The sequence below is a fragment of the Pseudomonas sp. XP2 genome, assembly GCF_053557975.1.
The window spans coordinates 1-16,308 of record NZ_JBNRIK010000006.1 but is presented as its reverse complement, the minus strand read 5'-3'; the positions used below and the strand labels follow the sequence as shown (position 1 = coordinate 16,308).

The window sequence follows — 16,308 nt, the reverse complement described above, 5'->3', positions numbered from 1 at the left end:
CTTGATGAGTCACTTCTCCGGCCCACCCCAAATATCTGTCCCGATGCACACAACCCCGTCAAATAACAAACGCGCCGTTCTCACCAACCCGCACCCTTTGATCACGCCATGTTCCAGGCTGATTTCCACCGTAAATTCCCCACTCGGATGCTCCACCGCCAAACGCTGACGATCACCGCCTGGCGTGCGGGCAAGGCCCTGTGCAACCGACCCTTCAATCAAGCAGGCCGTAGCGACACTTACCGCACCAAACACCCCGATGGACGCATGGCAACGGTGCGGGATGAACGAGCGCGTATTGACCGTGCCGCCGTTGCGCGGTGCCGACAGCAGGCACATTTTCGGCACATTACGCTGGCTCACATCACCCAGGTTCATGCGTGGGCCCAGGTGCAGGCGGATAGCCTCCAGGCGTGTTTTCAGGGCGCTGTCGGCCTCCAGCGTTTCGCAAGGCTCGTAGCCCGTCACGCCAAGGTCTTCGGCACGCAGCAGCACTACCGGCATGCCGTTGTCGATGCAGGTGACTTCCAGGCCATCGACACGGTCGCGGCTGTTGCCGGTGGGCAGCAGGGCTCCGCAGCTGGCGCCGGCCACGTCGGCAAACGTCACCACCAGCGCCGCCGCGCGGCCCGGCACCCCATCAATGTGGGTATCGCCGGCGTACTCCACTTGGCCATCGGTGGTCGGCACCTGGGCGATGGCGATCTGCCCGGTGTTTTCCATGAAGATGCGCACCGGTGTGCTCGCGCCGCTGGCGGTCACCAGGCCGCGCTCGAGGGCGAACGGCCCTACGCCGGCCAGGATGTTGCCGCAGTTCTGCCCATAGTCCACCCGTGCCTCGTCCACCACCACCTGAGCGAACAGGTAGTCGACGTCGGCGTCATCGCGCTGCGAGGCGCGGATGATGGCGACTTTGCTGGTGAGCGAGTCGGCGCCGCCGATGCCGTCAATCTGCCGGGCATCGGGCGAGCCCATCACCGCCAGCAGCACCCGGTCACGCAGCGGGCCAGGGGCGGGCAGGTCGTCATACAGAAAATAGGCGCCCTTGGAGGTGCCGCCGCGCATCAGCAGGCAGGGGATGCGGGTCTGGCCCATGTTCAGCCTTCCAGGTCTGTGAGGTGGTCGACATAATGCAAACCCTTCGCCGCCAGGCGCGGTCGCATCTCATAAATATCCAGGCCAAGCTCGCCGGCGGCCAGGCGCTGGCGTTTGCGTTCTTCCAGGTCGGCGCGCTGGGTGGCGGCATCGAGTACCGCCTGGGCTTCGCCATGGCGCACCACCACGACACCGTCGTCATCGGCCACCACGATGTCACCGGCCTTTACCAGCTGCCCGGCACACAGCAGTGGCAGGTTCACCGAGCCCAGCACTTCCTTCACGGTGCCCTGGGCGTTGATGGCGCGGGACCACACGGCAAAGCCCATGTCGCGCAGTGTCTGGCTGTCGCGCACGCCCGCATCAATCACCAGGCCGCGCACGCCGCGGGCCTGGAGCGAGGTCGCCAGCAGGTCGCCGAAATAGCCATCGCTGCACGGCGAACTGGGCGCCACCACCAGCACGTCGCCCGGGCGGCACTGCTCCACGGCAACATGGAACATCCAGTTGTCGCCAGGGGCCACCAGCACGGTTACCGCGCTGCCGGCCACGGTCACACCCTGCTGGATGGGGCGCACGGCAGTGTTGAGCAGCCCCTTGCGACCTTGGGCCTCATGCACCGTGGCGACACCCAGCCGGCCCAGGGCATCAATCATGTGTGGCTCAACGCGCGGGATATTACGCACCACGATGCCGGTCTTGCCGATCAGCCCGCTCATGCCAGGTTCTCCGTCACACGCGGGAACACGCTCTGCAGGCCTTCGGCGTAGACGATGTTGCGTGCACTGGCGATGCCCACGTTGCGCTTGGCCTGCACGCCGCGCTGCAGGGCCACGCGGGTGTAGTACTCCCAGAGGTGTTCCTGGCCGGCCATGCACTGGATGGCGGCATACTTTTTGTCCCACACCGCGGTGATGTCCAGGAAGGTGTCCGGGCGCCATTCGCACTGTTCGGGCTGGTGCGGCTCAAAGGCGTACACCGGCGGTGCGCCCACGATCTTCTCGCCCGGCCTGTAGCCTTCAGCCTGCGCGATAATGCGGGCTTCCTGGGCCAGGTGCATGGCCAGCGGGTGGTCGTAGTTGTAGGGGTCTTTAAGGGAGTGGCTGAGCACGAACTCCGGTTGGACACGGCGATACACATCGGCCAGGCGGAACAGGGTGTCCTTGTCGGCGCGCATCGGGTAGTCGCCGATGTCAAAGAACTCCACGCTGGCACCGAGGATTTCGGCCGCCGCCATGGCCTCTTCACGGCGGGCGTCCTTGACCTTGGCTTCGGTCATTTCACCCTTGCGCCACAGCTTGGCAGACTCACCACGCTCACCGAAAGACAGGCAAACCACGTGCATGGCATAGCCTTGCTCGGCGTGCAGCGCAATGGCGCCACCGGCACGCCAGACAAAGTCGGCCGAATGTGCGCTGACCACCAGGGCGGATTTTTGTGGGGTATTCATTGCTTGTTGGCTCCTGCAGTGGGGGTTGGCGCAGGATGTCATTGGCCTGTGCAGGGCACTAATGCGTTCATTTGCAACGGCTATGCGTTTTATTTATTGCCGGGCAAGCGGGGTAGAGGCATAGTCGCCGCAGTCACGAGCCGAGCGCCGGGGAACCTTCATGATCGACGTCGAACTGCCCAACCTGATGCAAGTACGCGCGTTCATCCGGGTAGCCGAGCTGGGCAGCGTTTCGCGGGCGACGGAGGTGTTGTTCCGTGCTCAGTCCGTGGTCACCCGCGCCATTGCCGAGCTGGAGGCGCGCTTTGCCGTGCCCCTGTTCGAGCGCCATGCCAATGGCATGCGCCTGACCGACTACGGCGAGTGCCTGCTGCCGCGTGCACAGCGGGTGTTGGCGGAACTGGACGGCGTGCCGAGTTTGCTGGGCACCGCGCAGGGCGAGCCCCTCTACCTGTTTCAGGCGCGGCGCCTGCAGGTGTTCGTGAAACTGTGTGAAACACGGCACATGCAAACCGTGGCGCGGCACTTCGGCCTTAGCCAGCCGGCCGTCAGTGCTGCTTTGAAGGTGCTCGAAGGCGGGTGCGGGCAGCCCTTGTTCGTGCGTACGTCGCGCGGCCTGCAGCCCACTGTGGCCAGCCGGGACATTCTGTTCCCCATACGCCGGGCGCTGAACGAGTTGCGCCTGTTGGACAGTGACCTCAGCGCGATGCAAGGCACCCTGCGTGGGGTGGTGCACGTGGGCGCGTTACCATTGGGCCGCTCGCGCATTCTGCCGGATGCCATTTTACGCTTCACTGCCCAGCATCCCCAGGTTCGGGTGGTGACCAACGAAAGCCCGTTCGACCTGCTGGCAACCGAGCTGCGGGTAGGGGATGTGGATTTTGTGCTGGGCGCCTTGCGGCCTTACAACTATGCCAGCGACCTGGTGGGCGAGCCGCTCATCAACGAGGAAATGGTGCTGCTGGCCCGTCGGGGGCATCCGCTGTTGCACACCCACCTGACGCTCCATGGCGTGCACCAGGCGCGCTGGGTGTTGCCGCGGGCCGGCTCGCCTGCGCGCCAACTGCTGGACAACTGCTTTGCCGCCGCCGGCCTGGCAGCGCCGTGGCCGGTGGTGGAAAGCGCTGATCTGGCGGTTATCCGTGGCCTGTTGGTGCGTTCGGAGATGCTGGCAGCGGTGTCTGCGCACCAGCTGGCCTACGAGATTGCCAGCGGCGAACTGCAACGCCTGCCGCTGGCCCTGCCCGGTACCGCCCGCGCCATCGGCCTGATTCAGCGCAGCGGCTGCCTGCAATCGCCGGCGGCGGTTGCGCTGATGGCTTGTATCCGCCAGGTCATCACTGAGCAGGCGTAAGCCCAGGAGGGTGCCTTGTAGCAGGCTCAGCGGGCTGCATTAGTCAGTTGGGCGCTTTGCCGGCCACCGAGTAGCGAACCTGCTGGTTACGGGTTTTCATGAAGTCTTCGATGCTCTGCCCGCGCATGGCGGCGTAAATATCCAGGTTGGACACACCCAGCACGGCGCCCAGCTTCTCCAGCACGAAGAAGATCACCCCGTAGTGGATCAGCCCACGCCAGTCGCGGCGGCGCAGCAAGTCGCTTTCTTCTTCGCTCAGGCCTGCCTCGCTGTACAGCGCTTCGGGCTCGCTGAGGAAGCGCTGGCGCCAGTGCGGCTCGATCATGCGATGCAAGAACTTGTTCAGGCGGTAGCCTTTGGCACTGCGCTCCAGGGTGTAGGGATAGGTGCCTTCAAGCTGCTGCGCCCCAGCCAGCTGATGCTGCATGTGCTGGCGGTGGCGTTCGTTGACCGGCGCCGGCAGCGCCTGGTCGCGGTTTTCCAGCAGCAGGGTGGCGATGCCGGTCATCGACGGCAGGTAGTAGCTTTGGTGCTTGCGCTCAACATTGGCAGACAACGCGCCGCGCATGATCAGCCAGGTGATCACCTCGGCGCCTTCCATGCCCCCGAGCGTGGCGTACTCGGCCAGCGTCATCTCGGTAAGGCGCTGCGGGTCATTTACCAGCAGGTCAAGGAACTGCGCGTCCCACTCCGGGTTGTTGAAGCCGCAACGCTCGCCATGCACCTGGTGCGACACCCCGCCGGTGGCGACGATCGCCACCTTGAGGTCCTCGGGGTAGCTCTCGATGGCGCGGCGCAGCGCCTGGCCCAGTTTGTAGCAGCGCCGCGCCGTGGGTATCGGCAGTTGGAGTACGCCGACCTGCAGCGGCACGATCTGTACGGGCCAGCTTTCATCACAGGGCAGTAGCGCCGACATGGGCGAGAAGAAGCCGTGGTCCAGCGGCTTGTCGCGGAAAAAGCTCATGTCGAACTCATCGGCCATCAGGCTCTGGCCGATGTGCCGTGATAGCGCCGCATGGCCGCCTACTGGCGGCAGGTCCCGTGGGTTGCCCCCTTCATCGGCCACGCCGTATTGCTCGTCTACACCCAGGGTGAAGGCACTGTAATGATCAAAGAAGAACGAGGTGACGTGGTCGTTGAAGATGTAGAAGAGTACGTCCGGCTGGCGCTGCTGCAACCACGTGCGAATCGGCTCGAAGCTTTCGAAGATCGGCGCCCAGGCGGCTTCTTCCTGTTTGTCGTGGTCGACTGCGAAGCCGATGGTTGGGGTATGGGAGACGGCCAGGCCACCAATGATACGAGCCATGTGAAGGTCCTCTTTTACAGGTTACGGCGCGGTTACTGCGGGTGTCGCGCGCAGCCGGGCGTGGCCGTTGGCCAGGATCGCCAGGGCGGCGGCGAATGCCGGCAGGCCGAGGAGGGTGAACAGCAGCGGCAGGCCCAGCCCCAGGCTGAGCACGGCACCACCGATGAGGGAGCCGAAAATGGCCCCGAAGCGCCCGATACCGAGCATCCAGCTTACACCTGTGGCGCGGAACTCGGTCGGGTAGTAGCCAGGGGCGAAGGCGTTAAGGCCGGTCTGCGCGCCGCTCATGCAGAACCCGGCAGCCGCCACGCCCACCACCAGCAGGCTCGACTCCAGGCTCAGGGCGCCCAGTGAGACGATGCAAAGGCCGCCCAAGGCGTAGGCGATGGCGATGGCCCGGTTGGGGTTGTGTCGGTCCATGATCCAGCCGACCACGATTGCGCCCACTGCACCGCCGATCTGGAACAGGCCGGTGATGGTGGCGGCGCGCTCGATGGACAGCCCGCCATCACGCAGCAGGGTCGGCAACCAGCCCATGGTCAGGTAGATCACCAGCAGGCCCATGAAGTAGGTCAGCCACAGGGCCAGGGTGCCAAACCGGTAGCGCTCGCTGAACAGCTGCCGGGCCGGCGCCTTGTGCTGCGTGGTTGGCTCACTGACGATAAAGCGGGTGCCGGCAGCGAAGCGGCCGCCGAGTTTGGCCAAGGCTGCCGCGATCTGGCTGGCCGGTGCCTGGCGTGCAGCAAGGAAGCGGGCGGACTCTGGCAGCAGCCACCACAGCAAGGGCAGCAAGGCCAGTGGCAGCAGGCCGCCGGCCAGCAGTACCGATTTCCAGCCGTGATGAGGGATCAGCCAGGCGGACAAAAAACCGCCCAGGCCCGAGCCCATGTTGAAGCCGGTGAACATGATGGTGATCATCAGCGAGCGGTTGCGTGTGGGCAGGTATTCGGCGAGCAGGGTAGTGCAGTTGGGCATGGCCGCACCCAGGGCAATGCCGGTCAGCAGCCGCAGCACGGCCAGCTCATACGGGTTGCGGGCGAAGGCGCAGGCCAGGCTCAACAGGCTGAAACCGCTGACCGCAACCAGCAGCACTTTCTTGCGGCCCAACCGGTCGGCGTACGGGCCGGCGGTCAGTGCGCCGATGGCAAGGCCGACCATGCCGGCACTCATCACCGGGCCAAAGGCGGCGCGGGACAGGCCCCAGTCCTGCATCAGCGAAGGCGCGATAAACCCCATGACGGCGACATCGAAGCCATCGAACAGCACGATCAGGAAGCACAGCGACAGGATCAGCCACTGGTAGGCAGCAAGGGGGCGGTTATCGATCCAGTCTTTGACATCGATAGGGGCATCGACAGGCGGCTTGGGCATGCGTGGTCACCTTTGTTCTTGTATTGGTGTGAATTGCGCCGGGTTGCGGTAGGGCTTCCAGAGCGCTACGGCCCAGCAGCAATCACCCCGCCGGACTACGGCGTGAGGGCGACTCTAATCCCATGGCCCAGCCAGCGCCTGCGGGATTTCTTTAATGAGATATCTAATTTTTTTATCGCGGGCGTGGTAGCGTTAAGGCGTACGTTAGCTTTATTGTCTGCATCTTTAGCCGCGTCCTAGCCTGTAAAGGTCTGGACAGGTTGGAAGTGAACTGGCGCGTAGCGGTGGCCTGGCAGTTGGCAGTACTCTTGAAAAACACACCACTTCTGCATGGACCGAACAGATGACTCAACCACCGGATGGGCTGCCGATTTACCGAGTGCTGACTGGCCCCGATGACGCTTCCTTCTGCCATAGGGTCAGTGATGCCTTGAAGCTGGGGTATCAACTTCAGGGCTCGCCTGCACTCACGTTCAATGGCAAAAATGTGATCGTGGCGCAGGCTGTTATCTGGCCTGGGGCACGGAATGGGGCCGGCGACTAACCACTCAGGGCCCGTTTCAACACGTCGTAGATTCTGGCATCACCCGATTGAGCAACGTTAAAGCGGAGAAAATCACCCGCAGTCATGGACTGGCTAAAAGCATTTCCGGGCGCTAGCACTACCCCGTCATTCAGACAGGTTCTGGCCAGGGTTGCTGCATCCTTGCCTTGAGGCAGTTGGCACCAGACGTACAGGCCTGCCTTGGGAATTATCCAGGGTTTGATACCAATGGCCTGAAGCCTCGCTACTGTCTTGTCCATTGCCTCGGCCAACCGAAGGCGGACACTCTCCATGTGTTTTCGGTAGCCGCTATCGGTAATAGCGTGATGGATGATGTCCGCGGCCAACCGTCCTCCTCCGAATGTAGTCGCAATCTTGAGGTCGACCAGGCTCTCGATCCATTCACCACGCGCAGCAATGTAGCCGCATCGAACCGAAGCGGAGATGGTCTTGGAAAAGCTGCCTATCTGGATGACACGAGAGAGGCCATCGAAGGCAGACAGCCGTGGCGCGGGATTGGTCTCGAAATCCCCGAAGATGTCGTCCTCGACAATCACGAGGCTAGAGGTATCGGCCAGTTTTAGCAGCCTGTGCGCGGTGACCGGCGACAGGGTGGCTCCGCTGGGGTTGTGGATGCCGGAATTTGTTATGTACAGCCGGGGCGCGTGCGCGAGCAGGGCGGCGCCGAACGCATCGATGTCCGGGCCCGTGGCTGTGTAGGGGACGCCAACAATCTTCACCCTGTGCGCTTTCAATAATGCGTGAAAGTTGAAATAACAGGGGTCGTCCACCAGCACAGTGTCGCCCGGTTCCAGCAGAAAACGGCACACCAGGTCAATGGCGTGAGTGCCCGACTCCGTGAGCATGATCTGTTCCAGAGGGGCTTCGATCCCGGCGGCTGCCAGTCGTCGCGACAAGAATTGCCTGAGGGGCGGATGCCCAAGGGGAGAAGCGTACTCAGTCAACTTCGCAGTATCAGAGCGGGCAACCGTTCGAAGGGCTTTTCGCATGCCAGCTTCGTACATCCAGGAGGGAGGTAGCCACCCGCACCCTGGCTTCAATGCATCGCTGGAGGTTTCAAGGGCCTGGCGCGAGATCCACAGCGGGTCTACCTCCCGATCAAGCTTGGGGCCAAGGTCGGTCAGTGCCAATGGCGCCACTGGCCCGGCTACGTAAAAGCCTGAACCAGGACGGGAGCTGAGTACACCCTGTGCCATCAATCGCTCATAGGCTTCAAGCACGGTGGATACCGATACCTGCATGGTCTGGGCCATGGCGCGGACCGAGGGGATTCTCGCACCTGGCGTGTAGGTGCGAGCGGCGATCCTGGACTGGATCTGACCCATGACAGTTTGAATACGCGTGCCGTTACGTTTCATCGCACCCTCAACTGTGCTGGATTAACATGCATAACAGTTCGGTTTAACTGTATTGGATTGTACGTGGCCCTGGTGAGCCTGTCAGTGATGTACTCAACCCTCGTTTATCGAGGGGTTACCGATGGAAAAATCAACAAGCGGGTGGATCAACGGCTTTATAGGCGTTGCAATCTTTGCGGGCTCGTTGCCGGCAACCCGTGTGGCAGTGGGGGCCTTCGAACCCACGTTTCTGACCTGTGCCAGGGCAACCATTGCCGCCCTGTTGGGGGCGCTTTTTCTGCTCGTGCTTCGGCAGCCGAGACCTGAACGTGCAGATTTGTCGTCATTGGCTATAACAGCGCTCGGCGTTGTCATCGGTTTCCCGCTACTGACTGCACTGGCGCTGCAGCACGTCACCTCTGCTCATTCCATTGTTTTTGTCGGGCTCCTGCCGCTCTGCACGGCAGGGTTTGCCGTTTTACGGGGCGGTGAGCGACCTCGGCCAGGTTTCTGGTTGTTCTCGATCGCAGGTGCCGGGCTGGTCGTTGGCTACGCGTTGATGAATGGGGGAGAGGCGTCGGCGGTGGGCGATCTGCTGATGATGGCGGCGGTGGTTGTGTGTGGGTTGGGTTATGCGGAAGGGGCGCGGCTGTCGAGAACACTGGGGGGGTGGCAGGTGATCAGTTGGGCATTGATTGTGGCATTGCCATTCATGCTGCTGCTGACAATCGCCAATTTCCCAGCGCTAGATGCCTTCGCCAAGGTAAGCGCCCCAGCATGGTTCAGCTTCGGCTACGTTTCACTGTTCAGCATGCTGATCGGCTTTGTGTTCTGGTACCGAGGGCTCGTCCAGGGTGGCATTGCGGCAGTGGGCCAACTGCAACTCTTCCAGCCGTTCATGGGGCTTGGCCTGGCTGCATTGCTGCTGCATGAACACGTCAGCTGGATGATGCTTGTGGTGACGCTCGGCGCTGTCGTCTGTGTTGCCGGGGCCAAGAAATACGCCCGGTAGATGAAGCGTCTTCGTAATACCTCAGTACAAAGACCGCGACCATACCGTTTGATGCCCAGCTTGTGCCGGGTGTAGCCACAGTCTGCGCTCAGGCGCAGGGCATCGCGTTGGGCGCCGGTGCACAGGCCCAGGTGGTAGTAGTCGCTGTGGCCTTTGGCATCGCGGTCGTCGGCATGTGCTTGCCGAATGTGTGATCTAAGCCGCTCAGTCTTCGTCAAGCATGCGACCCCTTACCTACCTCTGAAGGGGATTGAGCCAGGGCCTTTCATGCAAACGCTGTTGAACGAGATTCTTGAAGAAGTACGCCACTTGATCGGCAAGGGCAAAGTGGCTGATTACATCCCTGCGCTGGCCGACGTACCGGCGCAGCAGTTGGGCATCGCGGTCTATAGCAACGATGGCAGCCATTACTGCGCAGGCGACGCAAGGGTGCCTTTTTCGGTCCAGAGTATTTCCAAGGTGTTCAGCCTGGTCCAGGCAATAGGCCACTCAGGTGAAGCCATTTGGGAGCGGCTTGGCCATGAGCCTTCAGGCCAGCCGTTCAACTCGCTGGTGCAGCTGGAGTTCGAGCGCGGGCGCCCGCGCAACCCGTTTATCAATGCGGGGGCGTTGGTGATCTGCGATATCAACCAGTCACGCTTCGCAGCACCCACGTTGTCGATGCGTGATTTTGTTCGACGGCTTTCGGGCAACCCTCACATTTCAATCGATGCCCGTGTCGCCGATTCGGAATATCAGTTCCGTGCGCGCAACGCTGCCATGGCTTACCTGATGCAGTCTTTTGGTAACTTCCATAACGAGGTCGAGCCGGTGCTGCGCAGTTACTTCAGTTACTGCGCGCTGCAAATGAACTGCCTGGACCTGGCCCGGGCATTCTGCTTCCTGGCCAACGACGGGTTCTGCAAGCACAGCGAAGAGCAAATCCTCACCCGGCGCCAGGCCCAGCAGGTGAACTCGATCATGGCCACCAGCGGGCTGTATGACGAAGCCGGTAATTTCGCCTATCGAGTGGGGTTGCCAGGCAAGAGTGGCGTGGGTGGCGGCATTGTGGCAATCGTGCCGGGGCAATTTACCGTATGCGTTTGGTCCCCCGGGTTGAATGCTGCGGGCAACTCCCTCGCGGGCATGGCGGCGCTGGAGTTGCTGAGTTCACGGATCGGGTGGTCGGTGTTTTGATCAGGGGGCGGGCTCGCCGGTAACGGAGCCTGCTATCTCCTGAGTCACCCAACCCTTGAACGCCTCCGCGACCGGCGACGGGTGCATGGCGCCTGACTGGGCCAGCACCACTTTTTGGGGTGACACCTCTTCCAGTAATGGCCGGCACAGCAGCGGTGTACCGTCATAACAGTGGTCCCCGGCGGGGCGGGTGCATGACAAGGCAACCCCGTAGCCATGCGCGACCAGGCCGCGTTGCATCTCGAAGGTCTGGGTGTATTGCTGAGTGCGCGGTTGCAGGTTGTGCGCCCAAAACAGTGAAAGGAAATACTCACGCGTTTGCGCGATGTCCTCAAGAATAAGGCATTCCTGGGCCAGTTCATGCAGCGGTATCGCTGCCAGGTGGGCCAGGCGATGGTCCGTAGCGATGAGCGCGTACGGTTTCAACTCAGCCAGTACCTGGCGCGGCAGCGAGTGATCAAGGCCTATGTCGTAAGTAAGCGCAAGCTCTGCTTTACCGGCGCTCAGGTGGCGGTGCACGCCTGCCAGGTCCGTTTCGAACAGCGTTACCTCGACACCGGGGTACTGCTTGCGAAAGCTCGATAGCAGCCGGGGTGCGAAGTAAGGGCCTAAGTCTTGAAAGCAGATAAGCGACAGATTGCCGCGCAGCAAGCCTTGCGCCGAATCGGCGTTCTGATTCATGGCGATGGCCATGCCAATGATATCGCGGGCCTGTGCGAGCAATCGCGTGCCCGCTGACGTCAGCTCCAGGCCACGGCTGACCTGGCGGCGGAAAAGCCGCTCATTCAGTGCCTCTTCAAGTTGGGCAATGGCAACTGACACCGAGGGCTGTGAAACGTGGCGGGCTCTCGCCGCAGCGCTGATGCTGCCGTGTTCGGCCACGGCGACGAAATATTCGAGTTGCCTGAATGAGAACCCTATCATCTTTTCCTATACTCAGGATTAGGAAATATATTCTTTTCCTATTGGTGCCGAAAAGCAATACTCGCCGTGCACCTTGCAGAGTCCGCTTAACATCTGGCAGTGGTGCTGTTGCCCAATAAAAAGACCAAAGGGTGCTTTATGAAACAGTCCGCCGAATTTCAACTCAGCGAAGAAACCATCGAAGCTTTCCAGCGTGAGGGTGCTGTCTGCGTACGTAATCTGTTCACGCCGGAAGAAGTTGCACTGCTCGAAACGGGTATCGAACAGAACCTGAAAACCCCAAGCGAGCGCGCCAAAGTGGCGAGCCGCCCCGACGACCCGGGTTGGTTCTTCGAGGACTTTTGCAACTGGGGCGATATCGCAGCCTATCGCCAGTTCATCTTCGAAAGCCGGGTGGGTAGCGTTGCTGCTCAACTCATGAACAGCGAGACTGCCCGGCTTTATCACGATCACCTGCTGGTCAAAGAGCCGAACACGCGCCAGCGCACGCCTTGGCACCAGGACCAGCCGTACTACAACATCGATGGGCGCCAGAACTGCAGCATGTGGATGCCTATCGATCCCGTCGCCAGGGAGTCCACCCTTGAATTTGTAGCGGGCTCGCACCTCGGACCGTGGCTGATGCCACGCAGCTTCCTCGACAGCCAGGCGCAATGGTTCCCGGAGGGGAGCCTTGCTGACTTGCCGGATATCGAGGCCGATCGCAGTGCCTGGCATATCCTTGGCTGGGAACTCTCCCCAGGCGACGCGGTGTTCTTCCACATGCTGACCTTGCACGCTTCTGGAGGTGTCGGGGGCAACCGCCGGCGCCGTGCCTTCTCGGTGCGTTTCCTGGGCGACGACATCACTCACGCACCGCGCCAGTGGAAAACTTCACCCCAGTTTCCCGGGCTCGAAACACAATTGGCCAGCGGTGCCCAAATGAACCATGAGTTGTTCCCGGTGCTGTGGCCAAGAGCTTGATGATTGAATAAATGCGTGCCTGATTAAAACGCACAGCATCTGCGCTGTGCGGACCTGATAATAAGATCAAGAAGGTATCTATGAGCGCTCAATCTTCACAACAGCTGAAGCGGGGTCTCTCTACCCGGCATATTCGCTTCATGGCATTAGGTTCTGCTATCGGTACGGGGCTGTTCTATGGCTCGGCATCGGCAATAAAACTGGCAGGGCCATCAGTGTTGCTCGCCTATTTGATAGGGGGTGCAGCCATTTACATGATGATGCGCGCCCTTGGCGAAATGGCAGTTCATAACCCGGTGTCAGGCTCGTTCGGCCACTATGCCAGCCAATACCTGGGCCGCTATTTTGGCTTTCTGACTGGTTGGAGCTACGCGTTCTCCATGTTGGTGGTGTGCCTGGCAGACGTGACGGCGTTTGGCGTCTACATGGGGCTGTGGTTCCCCGAGGCACCCGCCTGGATCTGGGTGCTTGGAATAGTGCTCTTCATCGGGGCGCTGAACCTGTGTAGCGTGAAAGTGTTCGGCGAGATGGAGTTCTGGCTGTCGTTGCTCAAGGTGACCGCTATCGTTGCCATGATTGTGGCAGGCGGGGCCGTGCTGCTGTTGGGCATCCAGCTGAACGACGGGGCAGGCACCGTTGCCGGCATCTCGAACCTGTGGAGCCACGGCGGGTTCTTCCCTAATGGCATCGGTGGGATGATTGCTTCGTTCACCGTTGTGATGTTCGCTTTTGGCGGGGTGGAAATGATCGGCATCACTGCAGGCGAGGCAAAGGACCCGAAGCGCGTGCTGCCGAAGGCGATCAACTCGGTGCCTCTGCGTATTCTGCTGTTCTATATCCTGACCCTGTTCGTGCTCATGGCCATTTACCCCTGGACCGGCATTGGCAGCCACGGTAGCCCATTCGTTCAGATATTCAGTGGCCTTGGCATAAGCTCAGCGGCAACTGTGTTGAACATCGTTGTAATTTCCGCTGCGGTATCAGCCATCAATAGCGACATCTTCAGCGCCGGGCGAATGATGTACGGCATGGCTCAAAACGGCCAAGCCCCTGCCGGCTTCGCATCATTGTCGCGTTTCGGTGTGCCGTGGATGACGGTTGCGGTGATGGGCGTCGCTCTGCTGTTGGGCGTGGTATTGAATTACCTGGTACCAGAAGGCTTGTTTCTGGTGCTTGCCGCGGTTGTCACTTTCTCTATTGTCTGGGTCTGGTTGATGATCCTGCTGTCGCAAGTGGCCATGCGGCGGGGCATGAGCAAGGAGGAGGCTGCGGCACTGGATTATCGGGTGCCGCTGTGGCCGGTAGGGCCAGCGTGCGCGATTGCGTTCATGGTGTTCATCTTTGGCGTGCTCGGTTGGTTCCCGGCCAGCCGCACAGCCCTGTATGTCGGGGTTGGCTGGTTGGTCCTTCTGTCTTTGGGCTACTGGCTGTGGGGCTTGCGTACACCGCGACCAGTGTCAGCGAGTGCTTGAAGCATTGAAGCGTTCGCGTCCGCATGGCGAGGTGTTGTCTGGGCAGCTGCTCTTGCAGAAATATCCACGTCATGTGCTGTACCTGTGGGAGCGGGTTCACCCGCGAACACCGGCAAAGCCGGTGCCATCCAGCGCGCTGTCTCGTCCTGCAGGCATGATCTTGGCCGAATCGCCAGCACCGAGAGCGGTGGCTTTCAGGAGACCTCATCCGTTGCTGGCGCAGTGCGAGACTCAAGGTCGATTTCCGTTGGCCACTGGACTTTCGGGGCCAAGCAATGCATGTGGCTCAGGCCATCGTCATCGTTCCAGTCGCGGGGTGGGTGCACGAACTTGGGCAGGGCTTCAGGGCCTTGTTGCATGAAGAGCCGGGCGATGGCCCAGTACGCCTCGCCCTCATTCAGGGTATGAGTGAAGAAGACACGATCTATGACTTCGTCAGTCTCAGGATTACGGACTGACAGCATGACGTTTTCGATCAGGCCACCATGGCCAGGGGCGTAGATTCGGTAGACCTCGGCGGTGACGTCGTCCCAGTTGTAGGCGACGGGTTGGACACCCCAGCGCTTGCGGCTGAAGATGAAGACGCGGTCGAAGCGGTATTCGTAGATGTAGATTTTTCGACGCAGGCGATTGAAGCGAATGGGTTCATCTCTGGGCAAGACAAGATCCTCCTTTATGTAAGGGATAAGGGCCCAAAGAGCTGCTGGTGGACCGAGCACTATCAATACATTAGTTAACCAGTCGCGCGTCCAGCCGTAGACAAATAAATCCCAGTATAATAAAAGTATTATTCCGGCGCAAAAGCACAAGCCAGGAATGCCGACGAGCGCTGAAAACCCTCGCAAACTTACTGTTTTTCTCGGCAGTTCTAGATATACGTCATTAAAATAGTTGGGTGAGGGGTTTACAGTCTCTGCCCAATAGTGGCTGTCTGGTGCCTCTCCCGTTGGAGGCAGGTCATGGCTCCAACCTATCGCGCGCTCCCATAACACCTTGGGCTTAAATGTCATTCATTCATTCCTCGAGAACAAACTTCAATATAGGCGTCCGGCAAATTGCGGTCAGGCCAATACATAACCAGCAGGGTGGCGGCGCTTAAGCTGTGGCTCCCAATCGTAGGTGCTAGCGGCACAACTCCTGAAATCTCAAGCTGAAAAACACCGCCATCTTCACCGGGATAAGGTCTTTGATATTCATCAGTGGAAAAATCACTCACATAGTCTGGATGTCGCGGGGGTGTAAACTTAGAAAAAGAGGATGACGGGGAAAGTGGCCTTATTGGGTGCGAAAAGTAATCACCCGAAGCAATACTTTCTCCGCCAACATAATCTGGAAACGCTCCATCACCGACACGATGTGCTATCAATTTCCAGCGATATGCGGATTTCGCTTTATTGAACTTGGGTAATGCAACGAGAAACTTGAGCTGTTGCACCGTGTTCAAGCTGACCAACCCTCCTATTCTTGGGAGTGTAGGATCCGTAGCCATACTTGACTCAAAATTTAGCCTTGCCTGCACACCCAACGTCGCAGCATTGAGCTCAGCGAATGCTATGTCTGAAAATTCCGGAGCATTCCAGTGTATGGAAGGTGTTTCATTAGCAAGCCCAAAATAGCAACGACGCGCCCAGCGTTCGAGAGCAGTTGATTCGTTGTTTTCTGCTCGCTTGCTAAACTCGTAGGCGACTAGCGTTAATGTGACTGCTAGCCCCAACGGTCCAAATACTAAAGGCCTGAAAACTGCAAACGCAAACGCCACTGTGCCCAAGCCGTACGCTGAAACTGCAATTCTATATTGCCGTGCAGCTGTACTGTCGCCAGTGGCCAAAGTGCGTTGTCTTGCCAGAATCGCTTGTGCCGTGTCAAAGACCCCTGCGACTGTGCTCAGTACAGCACCGATTTTTATTATTGCCTGTCCAGTGACAGCAGCTCCCTTAGCCCATGGCCTATGTATGTTGCCGGCGCCGGACCGCGTTATGAGTCCGATCAACTCAATCTGCCCGCCCAATATCCCCAATAGCGAACCCTGCAACGCCAGTTTGGCCTCATGCGCCTTGGACCCAATCTCCACTTCCGCTTTTTCCTGATTTCTGGCGAGGCTGTCGGATTGCAAGTACAGCCCTCCAATCGCCAGCAGTACTTCCCAGCTTCCCGCCACACCCCGCAAGCCGCGAAACGCGGTTCGCACCAACTGCGCCGCCTGCTGCGAAGTAATACGCATGCCCTGCAACACCTTTCGCGCATTCGACTCGAGCGTCCCCGCCGCGACCGAGACCTCCACCA

The 16,308-nt window shown here is 60.3% G+C and carries 14 protein-coding genes and 2 pseudogenes; 6 read left to right on the top strand and 10 right to left on the bottom strand.

The genetic code is table 11. The features are described 5' to 3' along the window. Nucleotides 1-9: 9 nt before the first annotated feature. Genes ACK1VC_RS08950 through galB form a run of 3 tightly spaced genes read right to left on the bottom strand, consistent with a single transcriptional unit; the run spans nt 10 to nt 2,587 of the window. Entirely contained in the window at nt 10-1,095 is a 1,086-nt protein-coding gene (locus ACK1VC_RS08950; protein ID WP_191086740.1) for a 4-oxalomesaconate tautomerase, read from the bottom strand. Between the two features lie 2 nt (nt 1,096-1,097). After that, nucleotides 1,098-1,814, bottom strand: a complete 717-nt coding sequence (locus tag ACK1VC_RS08945) for a 4-carboxy-4-hydroxy-2-oxoadipate aldolase/oxaloacetate decarboxylase (RefSeq protein ID WP_016487727.1) — start codon at nt 1,812-1,814, stop codon at nt 1,098-1,100. Continuing rightward, on the bottom strand, nt 1,811-2,587 hold the full coding sequence (gene galB / locus ACK1VC_RS08940) for a 4-oxalmesaconate hydratase (protein WP_191086739.1): 777 nt from the start codon (nt 2,585-2,587) through the stop codon (nt 1,811-1,813). Before galB ends, ACK1VC_RS08945 begins: the two co-directional genes overlap by 4 nt. Before the next feature lie 118 nt (nt 2,588-2,705). On the opposite strand from galB, the gene ACK1VC_RS08935 reads away from it, so the two are divergent. Further along, nucleotides 2,706-3,899 (top strand): LysR family transcriptional regulator, encoded by a 1,194-nt coding sequence (locus tag ACK1VC_RS08935; RefSeq protein ID WP_191086738.1) that lies wholly within the window; start codon nt 2,706-2,708, stop codon nt 3,897-3,899. A 43-nt stretch (nt 3,900-3,942) separates the two neighbouring features. Here the strand turns inward: ACK1VC_RS08935 and ACK1VC_RS08930 are convergent, their stop codons facing one another. Further along, complete coding sequence (locus ACK1VC_RS08930) at nt 3,943-5,205, bottom strand: gallate dioxygenase (protein WP_016487724.1); 1,263 nt, start codon at nt 5,203-5,205, stop codon at nt 3,943-3,945. A gap of 21 nt (nt 5,206-5,226) precedes the next feature. Then, the gene (locus tag ACK1VC_RS08925) at nt 5,227-6,576 is read right to left on the bottom strand and encodes an MFS transporter (protein WP_060517242.1); all 1,350 of its coding nucleotides are present in this window, start codon (nt 6,574-6,576) and stop codon (nt 5,227-5,229) included. Nucleotides 6,577-6,919: 343 nt separating this feature from the next. On the opposite strand from ACK1VC_RS08925, the gene ACK1VC_RS08920 reads away from it, so the two are divergent. Continuing rightward, nucleotides 6,920-7,120 carry a DUF1737 domain-containing protein gene (locus tag ACK1VC_RS08920; protein ID WP_102690192.1) on the top strand — a complete coding sequence of 67 codons (201 nt, stop codon included), beginning with the start codon at nt 6,920-6,922 and terminating at the stop codon, nt 7,118-7,120. On the opposite strand, the gene ACK1VC_RS08915 is transcribed toward ACK1VC_RS08920, so the two are convergent. Continuing rightward, nucleotides 7,117-8,499: an aminotransferase-like domain-containing protein gene (locus ACK1VC_RS08915; protein WP_016487721.1), complete on the bottom strand. Its 1,383-nt coding sequence runs from the start codon at nt 8,497-8,499 to the stop codon at nt 7,117-7,119. The two genes, ACK1VC_RS08920 and ACK1VC_RS08915, sit on opposite strands and share 4 nt — an antisense overlap. Nucleotides 8,500-8,620: 121 nt before the next feature. Between ACK1VC_RS08915 and ACK1VC_RS08910 the strand changes: the two genes are divergently transcribed. After that, entirely contained in the window at nt 8,621-9,490 is an 870-nt protein-coding gene (locus ACK1VC_RS08910) for a DMT family transporter (RefSeq protein WP_016487720.1), read from the top strand. Nucleotides 9,491-9,757: 267 nt separating this feature from the next. After that, nucleotides 9,758-10,666 carry a glutaminase B gene (glsB, locus tag ACK1VC_RS08905; protein ID WP_016487718.1) on the top strand — a complete coding sequence of 303 codons (909 nt, stop codon included), beginning with the start codon at nt 9,758-9,760 and terminating at the stop codon, nt 10,664-10,666. Here glsB and ACK1VC_RS08900 read toward each other — a convergent pair whose 3' ends face one another. Together ACK1VC_RS08900 and ACK1VC_RS08895 are read right to left on the bottom strand one after the other, a co-directional pair. Beyond that, nucleotides 10,667-11,359, bottom strand: a complete 693-nt coding sequence (locus ACK1VC_RS08900; protein ID WP_236059110.1) for a LysR substrate-binding domain-containing protein — start codon at nt 11,357-11,359, stop codon at nt 10,667-10,669. 48 nt (nt 11,360-11,407) lie between these two features. Next, nucleotides 11,408-11,590, bottom strand: a pseudogene (locus tag ACK1VC_RS08895) (helix-turn-helix domain-containing protein); the annotation flags it as partial. Nucleotides 11,591-11,728: 138 nt separating this feature from the next. Between ACK1VC_RS08895 and ACK1VC_RS08890 the strand changes: the two are divergent. Both ACK1VC_RS08890 and ACK1VC_RS08885 read left to right on the top strand, forming a co-directional pair. Beyond that, the gene (locus ACK1VC_RS08890) at nt 11,729-12,553 is read left to right on the top strand and encodes a phytanoyl-CoA dioxygenase family protein (protein WP_060517248.1); all 825 of its coding nucleotides are present in this window, start codon (nt 11,729-11,731) and stop codon (nt 12,551-12,553) included. Nucleotides 12,554-12,633: 80 nt separating this feature from the next. Next, the gene (locus ACK1VC_RS08885; RefSeq protein WP_096426245.1) at nt 12,634-14,025 is read left to right on the top strand and encodes an amino acid permease; all 1,392 of its coding nucleotides are present in this window, start codon (nt 12,634-12,636) and stop codon (nt 14,023-14,025) included. A gap of 194 nt (nt 14,026-14,219) precedes the next feature. Here the strand turns inward: ACK1VC_RS08885 and ACK1VC_RS08880 are convergent, their stop codons facing one another. Further along, entirely contained in the window at nt 14,220-15,035 is an 816-nt protein-coding gene (locus ACK1VC_RS08880) for a DUF6708 domain-containing protein (protein WP_317985293.1), read from the bottom strand. Next, nucleotides 15,032-16,308 (bottom strand): annotated as a pseudogene (locus ACK1VC_RS08875) (T6SS effector BTH_I2691 family protein); the annotation flags it as partial. The gene ACK1VC_RS08880 and the pseudogene ACK1VC_RS08875, both read right to left, overlap by 4 nt.